Annotated in this window: 22 protein-coding genes; 8 read left to right on the top strand and 14 right to left on the bottom strand. The window is 46.5% G+C overall.

All coding sequences use genetic code 11. The annotated features are described in order from the left end of the window. Positions 1-209: 209 nt before the first annotated feature. The 8 genes from ACIQZ3_RS01670 to ACIQZ3_RS01635 form a co-directional block, all read right to left on the bottom strand. Positions 210-878 (bottom strand): hypothetical protein, encoded by a 669-nt coding sequence (locus tag ACIQZ3_RS01670; protein ID WP_397389838.1) that lies wholly within the window; start codon positions 876-878, stop codon positions 210-212. A gap of 115 nt (positions 879-993) precedes the next feature. Continuing rightward, positions 994-2664: a hypothetical protein gene (locus ACIQZ3_RS01665; protein WP_397389837.1), complete on the bottom strand. Its 1671-nt coding sequence runs from the start codon at positions 2662-2664 to the stop codon at positions 994-996. A 61-nt stretch (positions 2665-2725) separates the two neighbouring features. Continuing rightward, a complete protein-coding gene (gene lipA / locus ACIQZ3_RS01660) occupies positions 2726-3751 on the bottom strand; it encodes a lipoyl synthase (RefSeq protein WP_397389836.1) in 1026 nt (341 codons plus the stop codon). After that, on the bottom strand, positions 3748-4392 hold the full coding sequence (lipB, locus tag ACIQZ3_RS01655; protein WP_397389835.1) for a lipoyl(octanoyl) transferase LipB: 645 nt from the start codon (positions 4390-4392) through the stop codon (positions 3748-3750). Before lipB ends, lipA begins: the two co-directional genes overlap by 4 nt. A 9-nt stretch (positions 4393-4401) precedes the next feature. Next, on the bottom strand, positions 4402-4671 hold the full coding sequence (locus ACIQZ3_RS01650) for a YbeD family protein (protein WP_397389834.1): 270 nt from the start codon (positions 4669-4671) through the stop codon (positions 4402-4404). A 25-nt stretch (positions 4672-4696) separates the two neighbouring features. Beyond that, the gene (locus ACIQZ3_RS01645) at positions 4697-5413 is read right to left on the bottom strand and encodes an alpha/beta hydrolase (RefSeq protein ID WP_397389833.1); all 717 of its coding nucleotides are present in this window, start codon (positions 5411-5413) and stop codon (positions 4697-4699) included. 22 nt (positions 5414-5435) lie between these two features. Further along, positions 5436-5744 (bottom strand): (2Fe-2S) ferredoxin domain-containing protein, encoded by a 309-nt coding sequence (locus tag ACIQZ3_RS01640; protein ID WP_397389832.1) that lies wholly within the window; start codon positions 5742-5744, stop codon positions 5436-5438. Between the two features lie 12 nt (positions 5745-5756). Next, positions 5757-6851 carry a VanZ family protein gene (locus ACIQZ3_RS01635; RefSeq protein ID WP_397389831.1) on the bottom strand — a complete coding sequence of 365 codons (1095 nt, stop codon included), beginning with the start codon at positions 6849-6851 and terminating at the stop codon, positions 5757-5759. Between the two features lie 46 nt (positions 6852-6897). On the opposite strand from ACIQZ3_RS01635, the gene ACIQZ3_RS01630 reads away from it, so the two are divergent. Together ACIQZ3_RS01630 and ACIQZ3_RS01625 are read left to right on the top strand one after the other, a co-directional pair. Then, complete coding sequence (locus ACIQZ3_RS01630; RefSeq protein WP_397389830.1) at positions 6898-7698, top strand: biotin--[acetyl-CoA-carboxylase] ligase; 801 nt, start codon at positions 6898-6900, stop codon at positions 7696-7698. Further along, on the top strand, positions 7695-8516 hold the full coding sequence (locus tag ACIQZ3_RS01625; RefSeq protein WP_397389829.1) for a type III pantothenate kinase: 822 nt from the start codon (positions 7695-7697) through the stop codon (positions 8514-8516). The genes ACIQZ3_RS01630 and ACIQZ3_RS01625 overlap by 4 nt, the downstream gene beginning before the upstream one ends. 25 nt (positions 8517-8541) lie before the next feature. On the opposite strand, the gene rfaE2 is transcribed toward ACIQZ3_RS01625, so the two are convergent. Next, positions 8542-9039 carry a D-glycero-beta-D-manno-heptose 1-phosphate adenylyltransferase gene (rfaE2, locus tag ACIQZ3_RS01620; RefSeq protein WP_397389828.1) on the bottom strand — a complete coding sequence of 166 codons (498 nt, stop codon included), beginning with the start codon at positions 9037-9039 and terminating at the stop codon, positions 8542-8544. A gap of 90 nt (positions 9040-9129) precedes the next feature. On the opposite strand from rfaE2, the gene ACIQZ3_RS01615 reads away from it, so the two are divergent. Genes ACIQZ3_RS01615 through ACIQZ3_RS01595 form a run of 5 tightly spaced genes read left to right on the top strand, consistent with a single transcriptional unit; the run spans position 9130 to position 13947 of the window. Beyond that, a complete protein-coding gene (locus tag ACIQZ3_RS01615) occupies positions 9130-9708 on the top strand; it encodes a glutathione peroxidase (RefSeq protein WP_397389827.1) in 579 nt (192 codons plus the stop codon). Further along, positions 9708-11096, top strand: coding sequence for an NAD(P)/FAD-dependent oxidoreductase (locus tag ACIQZ3_RS01610; protein ID WP_397389826.1), 1389 nt, complete (start codon positions 9708-9710; stop codon positions 11094-11096). Before ACIQZ3_RS01615 ends, ACIQZ3_RS01610 begins: the two co-directional genes overlap by 1 nt. After that, positions 11097-11882 (top strand): DUF1365 domain-containing protein, encoded by a 786-nt coding sequence (locus tag ACIQZ3_RS01605; protein WP_397389825.1) that lies wholly within the window; start codon positions 11097-11099, stop codon positions 11880-11882. Beyond that, a complete protein-coding gene (locus ACIQZ3_RS01600) occupies positions 11879-13174 on the top strand; it encodes a class I SAM-dependent methyltransferase (RefSeq protein ID WP_397389824.1) in 1296 nt (431 codons plus the stop codon). Before ACIQZ3_RS01605 ends, ACIQZ3_RS01600 begins: the two co-directional genes overlap by 4 nt. After that, positions 13171-13947 carry an SDR family NAD(P)-dependent oxidoreductase gene (locus ACIQZ3_RS01595; protein WP_397389823.1) on the top strand — a complete coding sequence of 259 codons (777 nt, stop codon included), beginning with the start codon at positions 13171-13173 and terminating at the stop codon, positions 13945-13947. Before ACIQZ3_RS01600 ends, ACIQZ3_RS01595 begins: the two co-directional genes overlap by 4 nt. Positions 13948-13956: 9 nt before the next feature. On the opposite strand, the gene ACIQZ3_RS01590 is transcribed toward ACIQZ3_RS01595, so the two are convergent. The 3 genes from ACIQZ3_RS01590 to argS are packed head-to-tail and all read right to left on the bottom strand — an operon-like array spanning position 13957 to position 17003. Then, positions 13957-14613 (bottom strand): thiol:disulfide interchange protein DsbA/DsbL, encoded by a 657-nt coding sequence (locus ACIQZ3_RS01590; protein ID WP_397389822.1) that lies wholly within the window; start codon positions 14611-14613, stop codon positions 13957-13959. Beyond that, entirely contained in the window at positions 14610-15224 is a 615-nt protein-coding gene (locus tag ACIQZ3_RS01585) for an SPOR domain-containing protein (protein ID WP_397389821.1), read from the bottom strand. Before ACIQZ3_RS01585 ends, ACIQZ3_RS01590 begins: the two co-directional genes overlap by 4 nt. 51 nt (positions 15225-15275) lie before the next feature. Beyond that, on the bottom strand, positions 15276-17003 hold the full coding sequence (gene argS, locus ACIQZ3_RS01580) for an arginine--tRNA ligase (RefSeq protein WP_397389820.1): 1728 nt from the start codon (positions 17001-17003) through the stop codon (positions 15276-15278). A gap of 35 nt (positions 17004-17038) precedes the next feature. Here argS and ACIQZ3_RS01575 point away from each other — a divergent pair, with 35 nt between their 5' ends. Further along, entirely contained in the window at positions 17039-17356 is a 318-nt protein-coding gene (locus tag ACIQZ3_RS01575; protein WP_397389819.1) for a DUF1840 domain-containing protein, read from the top strand. A 30-nt stretch (positions 17357-17386) separates the two neighbouring features. Here ACIQZ3_RS01575 and metH read toward each other — a convergent pair whose 3' ends face one another. Together metH and ACIQZ3_RS01565 are read right to left on the bottom strand one after the other, a co-directional pair. Then, positions 17387-20134: a methionine synthase gene (gene metH / locus ACIQZ3_RS01570; RefSeq protein ID WP_397389818.1), complete on the bottom strand. Its 2748-nt coding sequence runs from the start codon at positions 20132-20134 to the stop codon at positions 17387-17389. Beyond that, positions 20131-21195 carry a homocysteine S-methyltransferase family protein gene (locus ACIQZ3_RS01565; RefSeq protein WP_397389817.1) on the bottom strand — a complete coding sequence of 355 codons (1065 nt, stop codon included), beginning with the start codon at positions 21193-21195 and terminating at the stop codon, positions 20131-20133. Before ACIQZ3_RS01565 ends, metH begins: the two co-directional genes overlap by 4 nt. Positions 21196-21228: the final 33 nt, after the last annotated feature.

Raw genomic sequence — 21228 nt, 5'->3', positions numbered from 1 at the left:
CTTGATAGAATGACTCCAGATGAGATGTATTTTAAAACCCTGCCGCCCGCATTAAAGGCGGCTTAAGCAGAGTAGAGAATCCACTTATAAATCGAGGGAAACTGTTCAAAGGAATGGGGCCACTTCTTACTTTTACCCTAATGACATGCCTGAACCGCTGTCAATTTAGTACCACTCCACTTTGGAGTGGTACTAATTTTCAACGCAGGTCAACCATAAGCTTCAAGCAACTGAGTAACATAATTCATTTCGCCACCTTGAATGGCAACTGGAGCAGCGCCTTTTGGTGCTGGACCGGGATCAGAACCAAACCACTTAAAAAGGACCGGTGCAACTGATGGATCAATAAGCATATCGCTCAAATTTATTCTCTTGATGACTGCAAAGTTAAACCCATTTATAAATTCCTCAAGGGATGAATCAAGAGTTATGCGCTGTCCTTTAATGATTTTCTCAGCACAGCACTCATCCCATTCATTAGTTAATTTATCTTTGAATCGACTTGGATTAAAAAGAAGGTCTTCGAAATTTCGATTTACGCCGCGAGGTGCAACAAAGAAATAGGCAGCAGGTGCGGTAAATTTACCCATAAAGGCGTAATAAAGAATTTTGCCTACCTCAAGAAGTGCTAAATCCACAGATATAGGCTTGGCATATTGCTTGCATTGATAGTTGTGCCAAGCTCCTTCATGCTTTTTTTCGGAAAGGAAGCCAACAACATCTCGCCCAAGGTCGCCAGCGCCAGAAAGTCGCGTTGTCTCTAAATATTTAGATTTTTTTGAATAGACCCAATCAAGCACGAATTGCTCAAGCTCGACACTATCAAGCGCCAAAATATCACGATCATAAGTTTTCTTTGTCATGTCTAATTGGCTCAATATTAAAAATGGACTACTTAAGGCTATTACTATGAAATTGCGAAGGAAACCCAAGTTAGCTAACTGCTAAATTGTGCACGCCATCAACCGCCTTGGACTAGGTCGAGCAATATTTTTAACGCCAAAACCATTGTCGCAATGCTGTATATGCGATATGAAGCCCACCAATCGCCTTATCGGCCCAATTAAAATAAGGCGTACCTCTCACATAACCCCCCAAAGCAATATTCAGATTGGGTTTATAGTTTTCCCTAAATCTTCTCTTTGCCTCCAATGAGACAGCATACGCAGGCTCATCCTCAATCACAATAAAATGCCTGTGAAATATCGACCATGTAATTAAAAACACTGCAGCGCGCCTTACTCTTTGCACGCCATCAGCTCCTTGCATAAATAATTGACCATGAATCTCGCCATACTCATTTGAGATGATTGGCACCGGCACTGTCCAGGCGCACGTCTCATCATGGGTGAGTACGTTAATCTTGTATTTATCTGGCGCCTTGCTAAGCTCTCGAACAGCCTCAAGCAAAAATTCAGGAGGCTCTTGTTTTTGTAAGCTATTTGGATCCTCATTAAGACTTAGATCAATAGGCCTAATTCTCTGGGAGGATCCAGCATCTCCAACAGCGCCTTGGGTAATCGATTGAATCACCTGACTGGCGCTGACATAATTGACTTGCTGTCTTTTTGGGGAATTGCCTCTATATACATATTTGCGCCTCAAGTCTGGAAATCGAGGGGCGCTATCAAAAAGCTGACTCTTCGCAGCCAAAGGCCCAGCATCTTTTTCAACTAAATCAACTTCCTTGGCAGCTTTTGCCCCAATATACCTTGTAGGAATACCTGGACTACCAGCCTGATCAGGGCTAACTGGGTCATAAGCCACCGTCTGCATGTTGTAGCGCATCTGCTTGAATGGAAAGGGGTGACTGCAAGAATGAATGCTATGAGCAATAAATGTTTGCTTTGCCACATCACCCAATGAAAGCCATTGCCCTGAAACCTGCAGCGTGGTTTTTCCTTCAAATGGGAAGATTGTTTGAATATGGCAAGGCTGGCCTGATCTTGATTTATCGAGCATTGAGGTGCCAATCCTTACTGCACTTTTCCAGGCAATCGGATCCCTGCAAAGTCTGCCAATATCTGCTGTAGAGCGTCCAGAAATCCCATTAGCTAGGTCAATCGTTAAACGGCCAAGCTTTGACTCATACACTGGATTGGAATACAAGGATTGCCTTGTTAACGGTGGCAAAAACAATTGAGTAAAGAACTTGCTAGATGAGCCAAAGTAAAACCGAGCAATTTCTATGCAGGGAATGATTAGCCTCTTACCTGCAGGGAGCTCAACACAGATGCAATGAGAGTGGGTAGAGACCATGTGCCAAGGGTACTCAGCCACGGGCAATAGGAAGCTGCCATCCTCTAAGCTAAACCCAGCCTTAATGCATTTAGCTGTTTTGGTATTGATGTCGATATCTGCAAACTGCTCCAGGTCATCTTTGGCTCGCTTTAGCAAATAGCCATCTTGCCAAATATCGCCAATATACAAGGAAGGGAGAATGCCTACAGAAACCCAAGCCGACTTTTGAAAGGAGCCTGCAGTCTCTTGGCCCGAGGAAGTGACTTTGACTGCAGTTAGATGAACCAATACAGAAGGCTGCCTTCTTCTGATCATCCGATTGGGGAAGGCTACCTCACCAAACCAGCTTATACGCCATTTAGTTTTACCCCCTGGAAAGGCTAAAACACGTATTAAGTTATTGTTATTAAAAGGAATATTCAAAATAAGAAGCTTCTCTTACTATTGAATAATCGCATTAACTATTAAATAGTCGCAATAACTTCTAACTATTTACAACAACACCAGCCCCATGCGCTTGCTGATCAGCGTGATAGCTTGAGCGCACCATCGCGCCCACGGCAGCATGTGAGAAGCCCATTGCATAAGCCTCTTCTTCAAAACGCTTAAAGACGTCGGGATGGACATAGCGACGAACTGGCAGGTGATGCCCCGAAGGAGCTAGATACTGACCAATAGTCAGCATATCAATATTGTGTTCACGCATATCGCGCATGACTTCTAAAATTTCTTCGTCAGTTTCTCCCAAGCCAACCATTAAACCGCTCTTGGTTGGAATATGCGGGAAGCGCTCTTTGAAATCCTTCAGCAACTTTAAGGAATGTGCGTAGTCAGCACCGGGACGCGCCTCTTTGTATAAGCGTGGAACCGTTTCTAAATTGTGATTCATCACGTCAGGCAAACCTTGCGGCGCATGCTCAGAAAAAATATCCAAAGCCTTATCTAAGCGACCACGAAAATCAGGGACCAATACCTCAATGCGCGTACTCGGGGAGAGATCTCGCGACTGAGAAATGCAATCCACATAATGCATGGCGCCACCATCACGTAAATCATCGCGATCTACGCTAGTAATCACAACATAATTTAATTTGAGAGCAGCGATCGTGCGCGCCAAATTGCCAGGCTCTTTGGTATCCAGTGGATCTGGTCTACCGTGGCCCACATCACAAAATGGGCAACGACGCGTACATTTATCGCCCATGATCATGAAGGTAGCAGTGCCCTTACCAAAACATTCCCCAATATTGGGGCAGCTCGCTTCTTCGCAAACTGTTACTAACTCATTCTCACGAAGAATCTTTTTGATCTCAGAGAAGCGGGAATTTCCAGAGGCAGCCTTGACTCGAATCCAATCTGGCTTTTTGAGCACTTGCTCCAAAGGAACAATCTTGATTGGAATACGCGCAGTTTTCTCACTCGACTTTTGCTTACGTGAAGCGTCATAGCTGAGGTCCTGGCGACTATTGCCAGTGGCGGTGATATCGAGATCCGGCTTTTTGGTGGTCATGATGAAGTCAGTTGCTTTTGCAAATGCCCTAAAAGGGTTTGGCTAATAATGTCTATATTGTCCTTGATCCCAAGGGTTTGCATATCCACCGTCCTTAAGCCCTCATACCCACATGGGTGAATACGGGCAAAAGCAGTCAAATCAGTAGCAACGTTCAAGGCAAGACCATGATAGGAGCACCCCTTGGAGACCTTGAGGCCCAAAGCGGCAATCTTGGCACCCTGATACTCCAATGGCATTGCACTCTCCCGAGCAACATAAATACCTGGCGCACCAGCATGTCTTTCCGCCTGAATTCCAAATTCGGCAAGGGTATCAATCAAGGCCTGCTCGATTCGGGAGACCAACTCTTTTACAAAAATCCCCAAACGCCTCAGATCGAGCAGTAGATACACCACGATTTGCCCAGGCCCGTGATAAGTGATCTCACCACCACGATCGACCTGTACCAACGAGATTTGATCGCTAGGGGAATGCAAGTTACCCGCATCCCCCGCCAAGCCCAACGTAAATACTGGGGGATGCTCAAGAATCCAAATTTCATCTGAAGTGTCGCCATCTCGCTGCTGCGTGAAATCCCGCATCGCTTGATAAGTTGACTCGTAGTCAGCCACCCCCAAATGTTTTACTAAAAAACTCATGCAAATAATTTAGAGGACAACGCTAACTAAAGGATGTGTAGATAAAGTGCGATACAACTCATCTAACTGCTCACGGCTGGTTGCAGTAATTGGCAAAGTAATGCCGAGATAATTTCCATCCTTAGAAGATCGTTGCTCAACCTTGCTCTCATCAAGAGTAGGGTCAAATTGACGAGCAATGTGCAAGATTGCAGGCAGGTATTCTGGATTGGTCTTACCCATCACCTTAATTGGAAACTCTGATGGATATTCAATGAGGGATTTTCTATCTTCAGTCATGTCTTTTTCTCTTTCTCAATTTTCTTTATTGATTACGGTGATCGGGCATGCCCAACCAAGCGCCTGTGATGATGTTACGAATGCAATGTAAACGTCGATGGAAAAAGTGATCCGCTCCTGGCACCACTTGCACTGTTAATTCTTGAGGACGCGCCCAATCTAAAACGTCAATTAGGGGAATGGTTTCATCTACTTCGCCATGAATCAAAATCGTATCAGCAGGTACAGGTGCTAGGACCCACTTGCCAGCTGCGCTGCCTACCATGACGAGCCGCTCAGCTGGGCGCCCTAGCTCCGCTAAGCGCTGCACCAAATGGGTTCCGACAAAACTTCCAAATGAAAATCCAGAAACTACCAAAGGCAAAGTATTTGCAGTCTGCACCCATGCCTGTTGCGAGGTGGCCTCAAATTGATTCCAACTTGAAGGTGTGCGCATCCAATCAGTGACGTGTAGTAAGTCTTCCATCTCACCAACACCGTCATCATGCACACCAGCTGTAGCACCTACTCCGCGAAAATTGGGGCGCACACTAACGTAGCCCAATTGATTAAAAGCGCGAGCCATTGTTTGCGCAACCTTGTTATCCATTGTTCCACCCATTAGCGGATGGGGATGTGCAACCAAGGCTAAACCCCTCACTGCGAAATCAGGGTTGTTTTTTAATTCATCAGGAAGATCAATCGACATTTCGATTTGACCAACAACACCATCAATATGAATTATTTTTGTACGGCTATTCATGAGACAAACTTTCCTAAATCTTTTAAGCCAACTGCAGACGCTCTACTGGGCGCCCTTGTATTAGATGTGACTGGATAATTTCTTCGATATCTTCAGTGTCTACAAAGGTGTACCAAATACCCTCTGGATAAATCACCGCTACCGGACCATCGGCGCAACGATCTAAACATCCCGCCTTATTAATGCGAATGTTTCCAGGACCAGACAGTCCCAACTCTTTCACGCGTTTTTTTGCATAGTCAAATAATGCAAAAGCATTATGGCGACCGCAACAGTCTTCACCATTACTTCGCTGGTTTAGACAGAAAAAAACATGGTGCTTAAAACTCATAAAAAATCTCGATCAAGGTTTTAAATTAAAGGTGGCTCTATTTCGCAGCACCCAAAGCAAAGCTAATGGCAACCATACTACGGAAACCCATTGCATTAATTCATTAAAGTGTAATAGCCGACCTTGGTACCAGTGTCGTAATGTCAGAATGAAATAAGGATTGTCCGGCAAGAGATTAATTGCTAAGGTGGCACTGACCAAGCAAGCAATTGCAAGCCAAGTTTTGTTGGCTACAGGTAATTGCAGTGTCCATCTAAGCAAGAGGGTTCCCAACACCATCCCCCAAATAGCCCCTGCGGTAAGCCACGAAAAACTAAATTCTGCCCCGAATTGCAATGCAGTAAAGGCAATCTTGACCAAAACAGTAAAGCAAAGCAGGCTATTTAAAATTTTCCACTGAGGTGCTTTTGTACGCATCCCCAGGGATAGCAGGAGCCCAGTGCCGAGCCAACAAACCGCCGTAATGATGGATTCTTGGACGAAATGGTTCACAACCATCGTGCCCCAGTCGACTGAGGCAAAAATCGCATGACCCCACACTCCAGTTCCCAACCAAGAACTTTGGGGATAGATCTGAGTCCAAGGAAAGAGCAGAAATAAGGCACAAGCTGCCCAGTTCAAACCAAACCACTGGTCAAAGCGCCGACGTACTGCGCTACCAGACAGCCACTGAGGCCCTAAGGGAATCGCCAATAGGCCACCCATCAATCCACCCAAGACATTGGCCCACCAATCCATTTGACTGGGAATACGAGTGGGCAACCAAGTTTGCAATGACTCGACGCTAAAAGCTAATACCGCACTAAAACTCAAGGCGATGCCCAGGGCAACGAAATTACGCCAACGTGGATAGCAGGCAAAGACCAATAAAAATCCTAAGGGGATGTAGGCCAGAATATTGACTGAAACGTCAAAGAGCGTAATAAAGCGGGGCAAAGGAGCGTCCAACCATGCCCAAGCAGTAATCCCGTTGTCAAAGTTGAAATCAAAGGGATTGAGGCTGACATAGACGATTAAAAGCGCATAGCTCAAGCTAATGGCTCTGGCCAAAGGCATTGCTTGGAGAGGCCAAATAAACTTGTGAGGACGCTGATCTTCGTGATGCATTCCATCATTCTAGGTCAGCTAGGTCAGATCTTTCTACAATAGGAAAATGAGTCCGAATTGCATCCTAGAGCGCGTTGCCACCACCAAATCGACTAATGATGATTTATTAGCCCGTTGGCGTGCTGGGGAATTAATTGATCCCGTTGCTCGAATTGCCCACCAGCAGACCTCCGGCAAGGGTCGCGCAGGAAGAATCTGGCTCTCCAGCCCCGAAGACACTCTTTGCTTTTCCTTGGCCTACCCATTCCAAAAGCGCCTCAATGAACTGAGTGGGCTCAGTCTTGTTATCGGCTTGGCGGCTATTTCTGGAATTGCCACAGCACTGGGACTGAGCGGGGATGCACTGCATCAACAGGGTCTGCGACTGAAGTGGCCCAACGATTTACTAATGAACAATGCCAAACTGGGTGGCATCTTGATTGAGGGTGGACAAAGCAATTCAAACTCACCCACTTGGATGGTGATCGGACTAGGTCTGAACTTACGTAATGCAGCGCTAATTCAAAAAGGTTTGGAAGATCAATCCTCTCTTGGTGTTACCGCCTTGGATCAACTCATGCCACATCAAACATCAATTCCTGATACGGAATTTATTTGGCTAAAACTAATTGAGTCATTTGAAAAGCATTTGACTCAATTTGAGCAACTTGGATTTGGCTATTTTAAAAATTCCTGGGAACGCTGGGATGCCTTCAATAGCCAGTCGGTTTGTATATCAGGCGCAGGCAAAGACCCCATCACTGGAATTTCTTCCGGGGTTGATGGCACCGGCGCGCTTCTCCTCAAACAGCATGACAAATTGATTGCCATTCATGCGGGCGATGTTTCTTTGCGAGTTCAATCATGAGTCTGTATTTGGTATTTGATCTTGGCAACACTCGGCTGAAGTGGGCTGCTGTTGAATCCACGCAGAATATTGCGGACCGTAATAAAAAACTGTGGGCATATTCTGGATCGATTAGCACCAAATCTTTCCAAGCGCCCGAGTTACGGGCCGAACTATCGGACTACATTTCTAAAACATTGCCAAAGCCAGATGCGATTGCATTTTGCTGTGTAGCGGGTGATGCTGCTATTGAAAATCTACGCAGCCTCTTTCCACAATGGCAAGACCTTGAGTGGAAGCAATTTACAGGCAGCAGTTCTTACGAGGGTGTGCGCACACTCTATCAAGATCCAAGTAAGCTGGGCGCAGATCGATGGGCTGCACTGATTGGTGCAAGGGCGCTCTCAAACACGAATACGCTGGTGGTTAATGCCGGAACAGCCACCACCATTGACTTATTGGGCGGCAACGGTGTTCATTACGGTGGCTGGATCTTGCCAGGCCTTAGCTTGATGCAAGAAAGCCTTCAACAAAATACAGCCCAACTACCACTAGCCATTCGCGCTAGCAATCCTGAAGCCCAAGCAGTCTTTGGTGCAACAACGGATGAAGCGATTACTGGTGGCTGTGATGCGGCGCAAATGGGAGCGATACTGCGCGCAGCTTATTTAGCCAAGAGCATGAATCATCCTGTAGAGCGAATTTGGCTTGATGGTGGCAATGCCAAAATTTTGGCAAATGAAATTAAGCGGTTTCCAGAGCTGGCGGCACTTCCTGTTGAACCCATTGAAGGCTTGGTACTGCGCGGGCTTTGGGCTTGGCTCTTACAGAATCTTTAAACTAGCCTGCTTTAATTCACGCTATTTAGCTAGTGCGAATCTTGCCTAAGAGGGTTGTCGTAGAGCGCTCATATAAAAATGGAATGGCGACTGCTTTGCCACCCCAAGTCTTCACCAAGCGAGTTTCTTCAAGAGTGTCGATTTCATAATCTCCACCCTTAACGTAGATATCCGGATGAATTTTGGCAATCAGATTCACTGGAGTCTGCTCTGTAAACATCACCGCTAAATCCACACTCTCCAGCGCTGCTAATAAAGCTTGGCGGTCAGCCTCAGTATTGATAGGTCTGTCATCACCCTTACCCAGCATCTTCACTGAAGCATCTGAGTTCACTCCCACCACAAGACTAGCCCCTAGAGCGCGTGCTTGGGTTAGATAACTGGCATGTCCGCGATGCAAAATATCGAAGACGCCATTCGTAAATACTAGGGGCCTTGGAAGTGCAGCAATGCGGGCCTCTAACTCTGCTGGGACGCAGACTTTAGACTCAAAAGAAGGTAAAGGTAAAGGTAAAGGGCTCATAGCGCAATATTAATGGCATTGGGCCGTGCCCAACGATATTTGCCAGAATGTCTTAAACTTGGAGATCCCCGCCCCGCCCAAAGGTTCAAGATGATTAGCAATATGCTCAGGCGCTTACTGGCACTACTTTTGCTACTACCGGCAATGCAATTCGTTCAGGCAGCTCCGACAACGCCGCCTAGCTGTAGCCCCCTCCTATCCCACACCTTCCCCAGACTGCAGGATGAGGCACCTCAAAACCTATGCCAATATCAAGGAAAAGTTGTTTTGGTTGTGAATACAGCCAGTTTTTGTGGCTTTACCAGTCAATATGAAGGCCTTGAGAAGCTGTATGCCAAATATAAAGATCGTGGCTTGGTTGTATTGGGATTTCCATCGAACGATTTTGGACAGCAAGAACCGGGTAGCAACAAAGAGATTGCTGACTTCTGTAAAAATACCTACGACGTGAAGTTCCCCATGTTTGCCAAGAGCTCAGTCAGTGGCAGCAATCCCAATCCTTTATTTAAGATGCTGATTGCTAAAACTGGTACAACTCCTAAATGGAATTTTTATAAATACCTCATTGATCGCAACGGCAATGTTGTGGACTCATATGGCAGCATGACTAAACCAACTAGCAGCAGCATTACCGGTGAGATAGAAAAACTTCTTGGAGAGAAAATTTAGTGGGTAAGAAAAAAGTTGCCATCATTGGCGCTGGTATATCTGGCTTAGGCTGCGCATATGGATTAAGACAGCACCCAGATTTAGACATCACCCTATTCGAAGGCGGCAATCATATTGGCGGTCACAGCAATACCGTAGACCTCACACTCGAAACGTCTCAAGGTAAGACTACTCATGGGGTGGATACCGGATTTTTAGTATTTAATCGCAAAACCTATCCTCGTTTAGTTCGTCTATTTGAAGAAATTGAAGTGCCGATTGCGCCATCCGAAATGTCCTTTTCAGTATCGATTGATGCTAGTGAAAAAACCGGACGCAGTAAAAAAATTGAGTGGGCTGGTAACGATCTCAATTCTTTCTTTGGGCAACGATCTAATTTGTTCTCGCTTTCATTTTGGAGGATGGCTTATGACATCTTGCGCTTTAATCGACTTGCCACTCGGCTCGCCGAAGAGCAAATCACATCTAAGCTTGAATACTCAGAACCTGATGAGCGTATTAAAGATTTTTTAGATCGCAACCGCTTTAGCACCAGCTTCAGAGAAAATTATTTCTTGCCGATGATTGGCGCTATCTGGTCATGCTCTGTTGAGCAGATGCTAGAGTTTCCAATTCAGACTATGGTCCGTTTCTGCCATAACCACGGCCTTTTGCAAATTCAGAATCGCCCGCAATGGCTTACTGTTAAAGGTGGTTCACGAGAATATGTAAAACTTTTGGTGGCCGCCCTTGAGAAACATCAAGTCCAATTTGTGCGCGAATCTGTTTCTCGAGTTAATGCAAGTCAAACCGAGAACTCTCAAGTTGAAGTCATTACCTCCTCTGGATCACACTGGTTTGATGAAGTGATCATGGCTTGTCATAGCGATCAAACCTTAGAGCTAGTGCATGGCATTGGTCAAGATGCTCGCAATATTTTGGCCTCGGTTCCTTATCAAAAGAATCGTGCAATTTTGCATACTGATATCAATTTCTTGCCAACTACCGAGCGCTGCTGGGCGGCGTGGAACTACACTGCAAAATCTGGTGCAACACCAACGGCACAACAACACGTCAGCGTCAATTATTTAATCAACCGCTTACAACCCCTGCCTAAGGTATTCGAGAGCACGAAAATTATTGTGAGCTTGAATCCACTAACTGATCCCAACCCAAGCTTAGTACATGAAGAAATTCACTACTCGCATCCAGTCTTTGATATGCGTGCTGTACAGGCGCAAAAGGAATTACCTTTAATTCAGGGCAACTCCTCAATTTGGTATTGCGGCGCATGGACTGGCTTTGGCTTTCATGAAGATGGCCTGCGCTCAGGCGAATTGGTCGCAATGGATCTAATGGAAAGCATCTCTCATCGCGTTAAATCCAGCTCCATTAAAGATGTTCAGTAAATGAATTTGCCAACGATTAATTTCGGAGCGGTTAAGCATCGGCGCTTTCGTCCCGCTAAAAATGCGTTTGGCTATGGTGTATTTACTTTATCCATTCCAATGCGTGCGCGCAGGAATGATCCGTCATTACTCAGCAAGCATGGTCTCAGAGACAATCGATTCGGACTTTTTTCATTCTACGATCAAGATCATGGCCTAGGAAATCAGGATAGTCTTGCATGGATTGAAAAGATCCTTGAAGAAAACAATATCGAGCGTCTTGATGGCGAGATTTGGCTGCAAACTTTCCCGCGCGTACTCGGCTATGTCTTTAATCCCGTCAGCTTTTGGGTCTGCACCCAAGCCAATGGTCAGGTACAAGCGGTGCTTGCGGAGGTGAATAACACCTTTGGTGAACGACACTGCTACTTACTTCATCATGACTCTGGAAAAGCGGTGCAATCTGGGGAGACTTTGGTAAGCAAGAAGGTTTTCCACGTATCACCCTTCTGTGATGTTCGCGGGGAATATCACTTCCGCTTTTTATTTCCTCAGGATAGTCATTCAAAGCGGAATATCGTTTGCCGAATCGAGCTCCATGAAGATGGCGCCCCATTGATCAATACCAGTATCAGCGGCCTGGCTCAAGCACTGAGTAAAAGCGCCCTCTACCTTGCCTTCTTACGCTACCCCCTGATGAGCCTAGGCGTCATCGGCCGGATTCACTGGCAGGCATTGAAATTGTGGCTAAAAGGAGTGCCCTTTTATTCAAAACCTAAACCACCAGAACTTGAAATTACTCGATGAATCGCCCCGGTCAATCCCTACTGTCTAGACTCACATTCTCCCGTCCGGAGAAGTTGGAATCTAAGCAACAACAATATCGTGCAAGTACACAAACTTTATTAGGTCTTTTATCGCAATTGCGTAGCGGACGTTTGGTTCTTACATTGCCAAATATGGAAGTACGGGAGTTTGGAAATAGCTCAGACCAACTACATGCAGAAATTCAAGTTTTAGACTGGGCCGTATTTAAGCAAGTTTTATCTCACGGCGATATTGGCTTTGCCGAGAGCTATATTCGAGGCGAATGGAATACGCCTGACCTTAAAGCTGTTCTGGAATTAGCCATTCGAAACCGCACTATTTTAGAAAAAGCAATCTACGGAAGTTGGCTAGGTTCTATAGCGTATCGCTTGAGGCATTGGTTTAGAGACAACTCCAAATCTGGAAGTCGTAAAAATATTCATGCGCACTATGACCTAGGTAATGCGTTCTATACCCTGTGGCTAGATCCGTCGATGAGCTATTCAAGCGCTTGGTTCTCCGAGGGAGACAAGCAACCCCTGATGGATGCGCAGCGCGCCAAGATCAAACGCATATTAGACTCCATCCATGCTAAACCAGGCGACCAGCTTCTAGAGATTGGATGTGGCTGGGGTGGCTTTATGGAAGAGGCCTTACGTAATGGCAACCAAGTTACAGGCCTCACTTTATCCACCGAGCAAAAAGCCTTTGCGGATACTAGGCTTCAAAAGGTCAATGCAGAAGTGGGTACTCAACAGAAATTCGAGGTACACCTTCAGGACTATCGGGACTGCACAGAGCAATTTGATGGCATTGCCTCCATTGAAATGTTTGAGGCAGTTGGCGAGAACCATTGGGGTGAATACTTCCAAACAGTTGCTAAGCGACTGAAAGCGGGTGGTCGAGCTTGCATCCAAACCATCGTCATTGCCGAAGACTTGTTTGATCGCTATCGTCATAGCACCGACTTTATTCAGCAATACGTTTTCCCAGGCGGCATGCTGCCCTCGCCCTCTAAATTCAAGGCTGCTGCTGCTAATGCTGGTTTAGAGGTTGAGGCAGAGTTTGCATTTGGTGCTGACTATGCTAAAACCTTATGCCTATGGCGAAATAGCTTTAATCACAAGATTGAAGAAATCTATCACCTTGGCTTTGACGAGGCTTTTATTCGGCTGTGGAATTTTTATCTCATGTATTGCGCAGCTGGATTCTCTGAAAAGAATATTGATGTCGTGCAATACACCCTCAAACACCAAGATGTCATTAATTCAAGCGATGCTCTGCGCCCATGAAACAAAAAGGATTTGATTCATTTTTAAATCAACGCATTTGGATCATTGGCGCATCCAGTGGAATTGGTGAGGCCTGTACACAAGCCTTTATCAAGGCAGGCGCAAAAGTCGCCCTCTCTAGCCGTCGCGCCGAGAAATTAGATGCTATTGCACAATCGGCGCAGCCACGACAAGCCTTAGTCCTGCCGCTGGATGTCACCCGGCATGAACAGCTCAGCTCTGCCTACCAAAGCATCCTAGAAGCCTGGGGCGGCTTGGATCTACTGCTCTTTGTTTCGGGCGTGTACGCCCCTTTACGTGCTGATAATTTTGACTTTGAAATTGCGCAGAAAACAATTGATGCAAACCTGCTAGGCCCCATGCGAGCAGTTGGAATAGTTCTACCCAATATGCTCAAAGCCCATGCTGGCCATATTGCTATCGTGGGTAGCGTAGCTGGATACAGTGGGTTACCGAAAGCACTGGCTTATGGGCCAAGCAAAGCGGGGATTATTAATTTCTGTGAAATCCTGTACTACGATCTGCTGCCTAAGGGTATAAGCGTACACATGATTTCACCAGGGTTTGTGGCTACTGAAGCTACCGCACAAAATGATTTTGAAATGCCAGCACTCATCACTGCTGACGAGGCTGCAAATGAAATTCTCTCGGGACTACAAGCTGGAGAATTTGACATTCACTTCCCTAAGCGGTTTTCAGGATTCTTAAAATTCCTCAGAATCCTGCCTTACCCACTCTATTTTTGGATAGTACGACGCTTCGTCAAAATCTAAGGTTCTGAATTACTTGTACTTATCCTTGCGGATTTTTTGCTCCAAGTAATCCATCACTGCAATCGCTTTAGCTTTGGTTCCAGCAATCGATGGAGAGGTCACATAGCGCCCCTGCATCACAATCGTTGGCACACCATCAATGCGGTAAGCCTCAGCCATCTGTCTTGCCGCACGTGCTTTAGATACGACTGCAAATGAACGGTAAGTAGCCAAGAAAGTATTGCGATCAATACCCTGGGAAGCAACCCAATCCGCAATCTCATTTTCTGTCATGAGGCGCTTATTCTCTTTATGCATGGCGTACATCACTTTGTCATTCATCGCTTCACCCTTGCCCATTGCTTCTAAGGCATAGAACAATTGACTGTGTGGCATGAAGTCATCACGGAAGGCAACAGGCACCTTACGGAAGGTCACGTCCTTAGGCTGGCGCTTTACCCATGCACTTAGCTCTGGTTCAAAGTCATAGCAGTGCGGGCAGCCGTACCAAAAAAACTCGATAACCTCTACCTTGCCTTTAACTTCAACGGGTTGCGGTACGGGCAGAATTCGGTAATCAAGCCCCTCCTCGATCTTAGGGCTTTGTGCGCTTGTAAGGCCAGAAAAAGAAATTGCTAAACCAAGAATGGCGGCAGATAAAAAGGCTCTTTTAGATAATGTAATCATGGTTTGCTAGATTTAATAACGCTTGGTTTAATGCCTATGCCATTAAGCCTATCGCGCACGGGATTGCTTTCTTCAACACTGTTGTACGGGCCAACGCGAACACGCCAAAGCGTATTGCCTTCACTGCTAATCTCACTCAATTGAGACTGAATACCTTGAATAGCTAAACTCGCTTTTTGGGCATCTGCATCTGCACGCTTATTAAACGCACCTACTTGCAAGAAATAAATGGCATCTGATTTTGCAGTAGGGGCTGGAGCCACATCCACCGGCTTCTTGCCATTTGCCAAATCAGCAATCGGATCTGGCGCACTAGCTGCAGGTGCGGCAGATTTGCCTTGCAAAGGCTTGTTGAGATCCAGGGTCTCCGCCGGGGCAGCTGCTTCACCTTCAGCAGACGCTGGTCCAGATTTAATAGTTAGGGGAAGATTAGGGGCCCTGACTCCAGGGCGCTCTTGGGGTGTATTTTTAGAAAGGTAAAAGGCAATCACAAAAGCAACGCCCAAGCCAACTCCAAGCCCTAAGACAAAACCAAGAATAGTGCCGCCATACTCTAAGCTCGAAGACTGTGTCCTTTGAGTGAAGCTGGTGTGTTGATTGTTTTTTTTCATCGTGTCCCCATCCTTCTTTTTCACTTCTTAAGCGCTAGCAAGTGCTACAGCTTACATCTTAGCGGGTGCTGATACACCTAATACTTTTAATCCATTTTCAAGTATTTGACGAGTCGCCGAGAGTAAGGCGAGGCGGGCCAATTTCAATGCAGGGTCATCCACCAAAACGCGATCTGCGTTGTAAAAGGTATGGAAGTCTCCAGCCAAATCACGTAAGTAAAAAGCTAAAGCATGTGGCGCCAAGTCTGCCGCTGCATCTGTAAGCATTTCTGGATATTCGGCCAAGCGACGCAATAAATGGTCAGAGGCTTTGCTTTGCAACAAAGAAAGGTCTGCGCCCTTCAGATCGAAAACTTGTCCACCCCATTGAGTCAAGATTGAGCAAATGCGAGCATGGGCATATTGCACATAGAACACTGGGTTCTCATCATTCTGCTGTAAAGCTAAATCAACATCAAATACAAATTCTGTATCGGCTTTGCGAGAGATGAGGAAGAAGCGCACAGCATCGCGTCCACGCTGGAGTGCAAGCTCGCGCTCATCAGCAGCCATCTCTGGCGTAACTCCACCAGACCATTCAACCAAGTCACGTACAGTGACATAGGAGCCTGCACGCTTAGAGATTTTGACTTCTTCACCATGGCGCATCACCGTCACCATCTTGTGTAATACATACTCAGGATACGTTTTTGGAATATCCCAACCACGCTTCTGAGCCACGCCCTGTAAGCCTGAGCGCACACGGGCGATCGTGCCATGGTGATCGCTACCTTGGACGTTAATTACTTTTTCAAAGCCACGATTCCATTTGCTGGTGTGATAGGCGACATCCGGCACAAAGTAGGTAAAACTGCCATCGGACTTTCGCATAACGCGATCTTTATCGTCATCATCATCCGTTGTCTTAAGCCAAAGTGCGCCCTCAGACTCATAGGTCTTGCCAATGCTCTGCAGCTCTTCAACAATTTTTGCAACACTACCATCGGTGTACAAAGAAGACTCTAGGTAGTAGCAATCAAACTTCACGCCAAATGTTTTTAAATCGATATCTTGTTCATTGCGTAAATACGCCACAGCAAATTGACGAATGGCTTCAAGATCATCTTTATATTCAGATGAAGCCTTAAAAGCAGTCGCAATCTCTGCAATGTATTCACCGTTATAAGCACTTTCTGGCCAAGCGGCATCGCCTGGTTTAAGTCCATTTAATCGGGCCTGCACTGAGAGTGCTAAGTTCGCGATCTGAACTCCAGCATCGTTGTAATAAAACTCGCGGTGCACCTTGATGCCCTGCGTTGCCAATAGGTTTGCCAAGACATCGCCAAGTGCAGCCTGACGGCCATGACCAACGTGTAATGGTCCAGTGGGATTAGCAGACACAAACTCAATCATGGCTCTGGATACGGGGGCTGCCTCTGGAGCTAGCTGACCAAACTGGGTTCCTGCCGTGAGAACCTCTTGCACCACTGTAGTTTTGGCTGCATTGCTTAGGCGAAAGTTAATAAATCCAGGGCCCGCGATTTCACAAGAGGCGATGAGGTCACTATAGCCGGGTTGCTGCTCCAGACGCTCAACCAGCGCCTGCGCCAGCTCCCTTGGATTGAGCTTCCAAGCCTTGGAAAGCTGGAGGGCAATATTACAAGCGACATCGCCATGGTCTACCGCCTTTGGGCGCTCCAAGCGAGGCGCAGGGGCATCACCCAAACTACGCTCCTGAGCCAAACCCTGCAGGGCTGCGCTCAGCATTTCAATTAAACGATTTTTATTAGTTAATAACATAGATAGGTGAGTTTATCAGGTGGTAAGCTATCGAAATGATCTATCAATTTCGCTCCAAAGCGGGTCCTGACGTCATCATGCTGGCTGATCTGACCCAGCGAATCTTTGAAATTTTGGGCCGCCCATTAGAGCCCAGAGGGATTTTGACGGTTGAACAACTACCAGCCCTCATCATCGCCCTAGAAACCGCCATTCTGAAAGACCTTGAAGAGCGAGCTAAAAGTAATGCGGCCGAGCAAGAAAATACTGAGAAACCGAAGCTGGCCGACAGGCTAGGCCAGCGCGCCTACCCCTTCCTAGAGCTCATGAAGCAGGCTAAAGCCAAGGATGAGCCGGTGATGTGGGGCGTTTAAACGCTGCACATCACCCCACCCAAATCAAATTCAGTCTATTGAGCTTGCTAGTTGGCGACGGATATCTTCCACAGACTCATTACGACGCTTAGCAAGATCTTCAATCTGGTCTGCTGACAGCTTGCCCACATTGAAATAACGTGCATCTGGATGTGCCAGATAAAAACCGCTGACACTGGAAGCTGGGTTCATGGCCATTGATTCAGTCAAGGTCATGCCAATATCTTCCGAACCAATCACACGCAATAAATCTTTTTTCACTTCATGCGCAGGGCAAGCTGGGTAGCCTGGCGCCGGACGGATGCCGCGGTATTCCTCATTGATCATTTGATCATTCGTCAAAATCTCATCAGTTGCATAACCCCAAAGATCTGTACGAACACGATGATGCATCAACTCTGCAAATGCCTCTGCCAAACGATCAGCCAAGGATTGCAACATGATTGCACTGTAGTCATCATGCTTAGCATGAAACTCGGCAACTTTTTTCTCAACACCATGACCAGTCGTAACAGCGAAGCAACCAAGGTAGTCGGCCACCTTAGAATCTTTTGGTGCAACATAGTCTGCCAGGCAACGATTAGGTCGACGAACGCCATCAACTACAGGGCGCTCAGACTGCTGACGTAGGTTATGCCAAACAAATAATGGATGCTCACGCGATTCATCGCTGTACAAAACGATGTCATCACCTATCGTATTTGCTGGATAGAAAGCCACCACAGCATCGGCCTGCAACCACTGACCTTTAATCAACTTATCAAGTAGTGCCTGGCCATCTGCAAATACTTTGCGCGCCTCTACGCCAACGATTTCGTCATCCAAGATTGCTGGGAACTTACCAGCCAAATCCCAAGTCTGGAAGAATGGTGTCCAGTCGATATATTTAGCAATATCACTTAAAGCGAAATTCTTGAAAACACGGCGCCCAATAAACTTAGGCTTCTCAGGCACATAACTAGTCCAATCAATCAGCTCGCGGTTCTTGCGTGCTGCTTCTAGAGAGATAGTTGGGGATGCTTTTTTATTGGCATGCTGCTCACGAATACGTACATAGTCATCGCGCAGATCTTGAATAAATTTCTTGGCGCTTTCATCAGATAGCAAGCTCGATGCTACTGACACAGAGCGGGAAGCATCAGGCACATAAACTACCGGACCATCATAATGTGGCGCAATCTTGACTGCGGTATGCACACGAGAAGTGGTTGCACCACCAATCATCAATGGAATTTGGCGTTCACGGAAATAGTCATCACGTTGCATCTCTTGAGCAACGTAAGTCATCTCTTCTAAGGATGGAGTGATCAAACCAGATAGACCAACAATATCCGCCTTTTCTTCTTTAGCGCGCTTCAGAATTTCTGCGCAAGGTACCATCACGCCCATATTGGCAACTTCAAAGTTATTACACTGCAGCACTACAGTCACAATGTTTTTACCAATATCGTGCACGTCACCTTTAACGGTCGCCATCACAATCTTGCCTTTGGCTTTGGCTTCGCCGCCCGAAGCAATATGTAGGCGCTTTTCTTCCTCAATATAAGGAATCAAAATCGCTACCGCTTGTTTCATTACACGCGCACTCTTAACCACTTGAGGTAAGAACATCTTACCGGCACCAAACAGATCGCCGACGACATTCATTCCATCCATCAGAGGGCCTTCAATAACCTCGATTGGACGACCACCTGCCCCCATAATTTGCGCACGGAGCTCTTCAGTATCTTCTTCAATAAAAGTAGTAATGCCATGTACCAAAGCATGAGTTAAACGTTCACGCACAGGGGCTTCGCGCCACACCAAGTTCTCGACTTGCTTTGCGCCACCGCCCTTAAATTGGTCGGCAATATCCAGCAATCGCTCAGTTGGCGTCTTGCCGTCTTTTTCTTTAAAGCGATTGAGTACGACATCTTCAACACGCTCACGCAATTCAGGATCTAGATCTGCATAAACACCAAGCTGTCCTGCATTGACAATGCCCATGTCCATGCCCGCCTGAATGGCGTGATACAGAAACACAGTATGAATAGCTTCACGGACGCGATCATTGCCGCGGAAAGAGAAGCTGACATTGGAAACGCCACCACTCACTTTCGCGCCCGGTAGATTTTCTTTAATCCAGCGAGTGGCGTTAATGAAATCTACTGCGTAGTTGTCATGCTCTTCAATACCAGTGGCAATAGCAAAAATGTTAGGATCAAAAATAATATCTTCTGCTGGGAAGCCAATCTCATTCACAAGAATTTGATAGCAGCGCTGACAAATTTCAGTCTTGCGCTTAAAAGTATCTGCTTGACCTACTTCATCAAAAGCCATCACTACTGATGCTGCACCATAACGACGAATCAGGCGCGCTTGTTTTCTGAAAGGCTCTTCACCCTCTTTGAGAGAGATTGAGTTAACAATCGGCTTACCTTGAATACATTTCAGACCAGCTTCAATCACACTCCATTTAGAGGAGTCGATCATAATCGGCACCCGAGCAATATCTGGTTCTGAAGCAATCAAATTCAAGAAGCGCGTCATCGCTGCTTCAGAATCCAACATCGCTTCATCCATATTGATGTCAATGACTTGAGCGCCATTCTCAACCTGCTGCCTTGCAACTACCAAGGCTTCATCAAATTGATTATTCAAAATCATGCGTGAAAACGCTTTGGAGCCTGTGACGTTAGTACGCTCACCAATGTTTACAAAACCCACTTCAGGCGTGACATTGAAAGGCTCTAAGCCCGAGAGCTTCATTGGTGGCATTGTCTTAGCAGTCTTACTCATGCTGATGCCTCCGCACTCTCGCGGTAGAAAGCGCGTGGCTTGCGCTTGGCAACCGCATTGGCAATCGCACGAATATGGTCTGGCGTCGTTCCACAGCAACCGCCCACGAGATTGACTAAGCCATCTTTTGCAAAGCCATCAACTAAGCTAGAAGTAATTTCTGGAGTTTCATCAAAGCCAGTGTCACTCATTGGATTGGGTAAACCGGCATTGGGATAGCAAGATACGGCAGCATCACAAATGCGAGCAAGCTCAGCAATATAAGGGCGCATCAGTGCAGCACCTAAGGCACAGTTCAAGCCAAAAGTTAATGGCTTAATGTGGCGCAAGCTATTCCAAAACGCTTCAACAGTTTGTCCAGACAAAATACGTCCAGAAGCATCGGTCACCGTACCTGAAATCATCACCGGCAAACGCTCACCAGTTTCCTCAAAGAATTCATCTAAGGCGAACAATGCAGCCTTGGCATTGAGCGTATCGAAAATAGTTTCCACTAAAAATAAATCAACGCCGCCTTCAAAGAGGCCTTCGATCTGCTCCCGATAGGAGGCACGCAAAGCATCAAACGTCACATTGCGGGCGCCCGGATCATTTACATCCGGAGAAATGCTGGCCGTCTTTGGAGTAGGTCCAATTGCACCTGCTGCAAAACGTGGCTTATCTGGCGTAGAGTATTTTTCGCAGGCAGCGCGCGCCAATTGAGCGGAGATCACATTCATCTCACGTGCTAAGCCCGCCATTTTGTAATCTTCTTGCGCAACAGAAGTCGCACCAAAAGTATTGGTTTCAATAATGTCTGCGCCCGCATCCAAATACTGCTCATGAATCTTGCTGATAATTTGGGGCTGGGTGAGAACTAGCAGTTCGTTATTGCCCTTGATGTCATCAGGGTGAGCCTCAAAGCGCTTACTTGCAGGCAACCCTCGGTAATCTGCCTCATTGAGCTTGTATTGCTGAATCATGGTGCCCATGGCGCCATCCAAAATCAGAATGCGCTGCTTCAGCAGCTCGGGAAGTACCTGACCACGGGTGTAGGGCTGGGATAAACCATTAGATTGCATTGCTTAACCGGGATTAATCTCTAGAATCTCTTA

Source organism: Polynucleobacter sp. (genome assembly GCF_044342855.1).
In the GTDB taxonomy this organism is placed as follows: Bacteria; Pseudomonadota; Gammaproteobacteria; order Burkholderiales; family Burkholderiaceae; genus Polynucleobacter.
The sequence above is the reverse complement of the archived record's forward strand: the minus strand, read 5'-3'. Positions and strand labels throughout refer to the sequence as shown.

What these genes read in the sequence shown, in the direction of transcription:
- lipA (WP_397389836.1), bottom strand. Translation starts at nt 3,751, where the DNA reads ATGACCACCAAAAAGCCGGATCTCGATATCACCGCCACTGGCAATAGT.
- lipB (WP_397389835.1), bottom strand. Translation starts at nt 4,392, where the DNA reads ATGAGTTTTTTAGTAAAACATTTGGGGGTGGCTGACTACGAGTCAACT.
- ACIQZ3_RS01650 (WP_397389834.1), bottom strand. Translation starts at nt 4,671, where the DNA reads ATGACTGAAGATAGAAAATCCCTCATTGAATATCCATCAGAGTTTCCA.
- ACIQZ3_RS01645 (WP_397389833.1), bottom strand. Translation starts at nt 5,413, where the DNA reads ATGAATAGCCGTACAAAAATAATTCATATTGATGGTGTTGTTGGTCAA.
- ACIQZ3_RS01640 (WP_397389832.1), bottom strand. Translation starts at nt 5,744, where the DNA reads ATGAGTTTTAAGCACCATGTTTTTTTCTGTCTAAACCAGCGAAGTAAT.
- ACIQZ3_RS01635 (WP_397389831.1), bottom strand. Translation starts at nt 6,851, where the DNA reads ATGCATCACGAAGATCAGCGTCCTCACAAGTTTATTTGGCCTCTCCAA.
- ACIQZ3_RS01630 (WP_397389830.1), top strand. Translation starts at nt 6,898, where the DNA reads ATGAGTCCGAATTGCATCCTAGAGCGCGTTGCCACCACCAAATCGACT.
- ACIQZ3_RS01625 (WP_397389829.1), top strand. Translation starts at nt 7,695, where the DNA reads ATGAGTCTGTATTTGGTATTTGATCTTGGCAACACTCGGCTGAAGTGG.
- rfaE2 (WP_397389828.1), bottom strand. Translation starts at nt 9,039, where the DNA reads ATGAGCCCTTTACCTTTACCTTTACCTTCTTTTGAGTCTAAAGTCTGC.
- ACIQZ3_RS01615 (WP_397389827.1), top strand. Translation starts at nt 9,130, where the DNA reads ATGATTAGCAATATGCTCAGGCGCTTACTGGCACTACTTTTGCTACTA.
- ACIQZ3_RS01605 (WP_397389825.1), top strand. Translation starts at nt 11,097, where the DNA reads ATGAATTTGCCAACGATTAATTTCGGAGCGGTTAAGCATCGGCGCTTT.
- ACIQZ3_RS01600 (WP_397389824.1), top strand. Translation starts at nt 11,879, where the DNA reads ATGAATCGCCCCGGTCAATCCCTACTGTCTAGACTCACATTCTCCCGT.
- ACIQZ3_RS01595 (WP_397389823.1), top strand. Translation starts at nt 13,171, where the DNA reads ATGAAACAAAAAGGATTTGATTCATTTTTAAATCAACGCATTTGGATC.
- ACIQZ3_RS01590 (WP_397389822.1), bottom strand. Translation starts at nt 14,613, where the DNA reads ATGATTACATTATCTAAAAGAGCCTTTTTATCTGCCGCCATTCTTGGT.
- ACIQZ3_RS01585 (WP_397389821.1), bottom strand. Translation starts at nt 15,224, where the DNA reads ATGAAAAAAAACAATCAACACACCAGCTTCACTCAAAGGACACAGTCT.
- argS (WP_397389820.1), bottom strand. Translation starts at nt 17,003, where the DNA reads ATGTTATTAACTAATAAAAATCGTTTAATTGAAATGCTGAGCGCAGCC.
- ACIQZ3_RS01575 (WP_397389819.1), top strand. Translation starts at nt 17,039, where the DNA reads ATGATCTATCAATTTCGCTCCAAAGCGGGTCCTGACGTCATCATGCTG.
- metH (WP_397389818.1), bottom strand. Translation starts at nt 20,134, where the DNA reads ATGAGTAAGACTGCTAAGACAATGCCACCAATGAAGCTCTCGGGCTTA.
- ACIQZ3_RS01565 (WP_397389817.1), bottom strand. Translation starts at nt 21,195, where the DNA reads ATGCAATCTAATGGTTTATCCCAGCCCTACACCCGTGGTCAGGTACTT.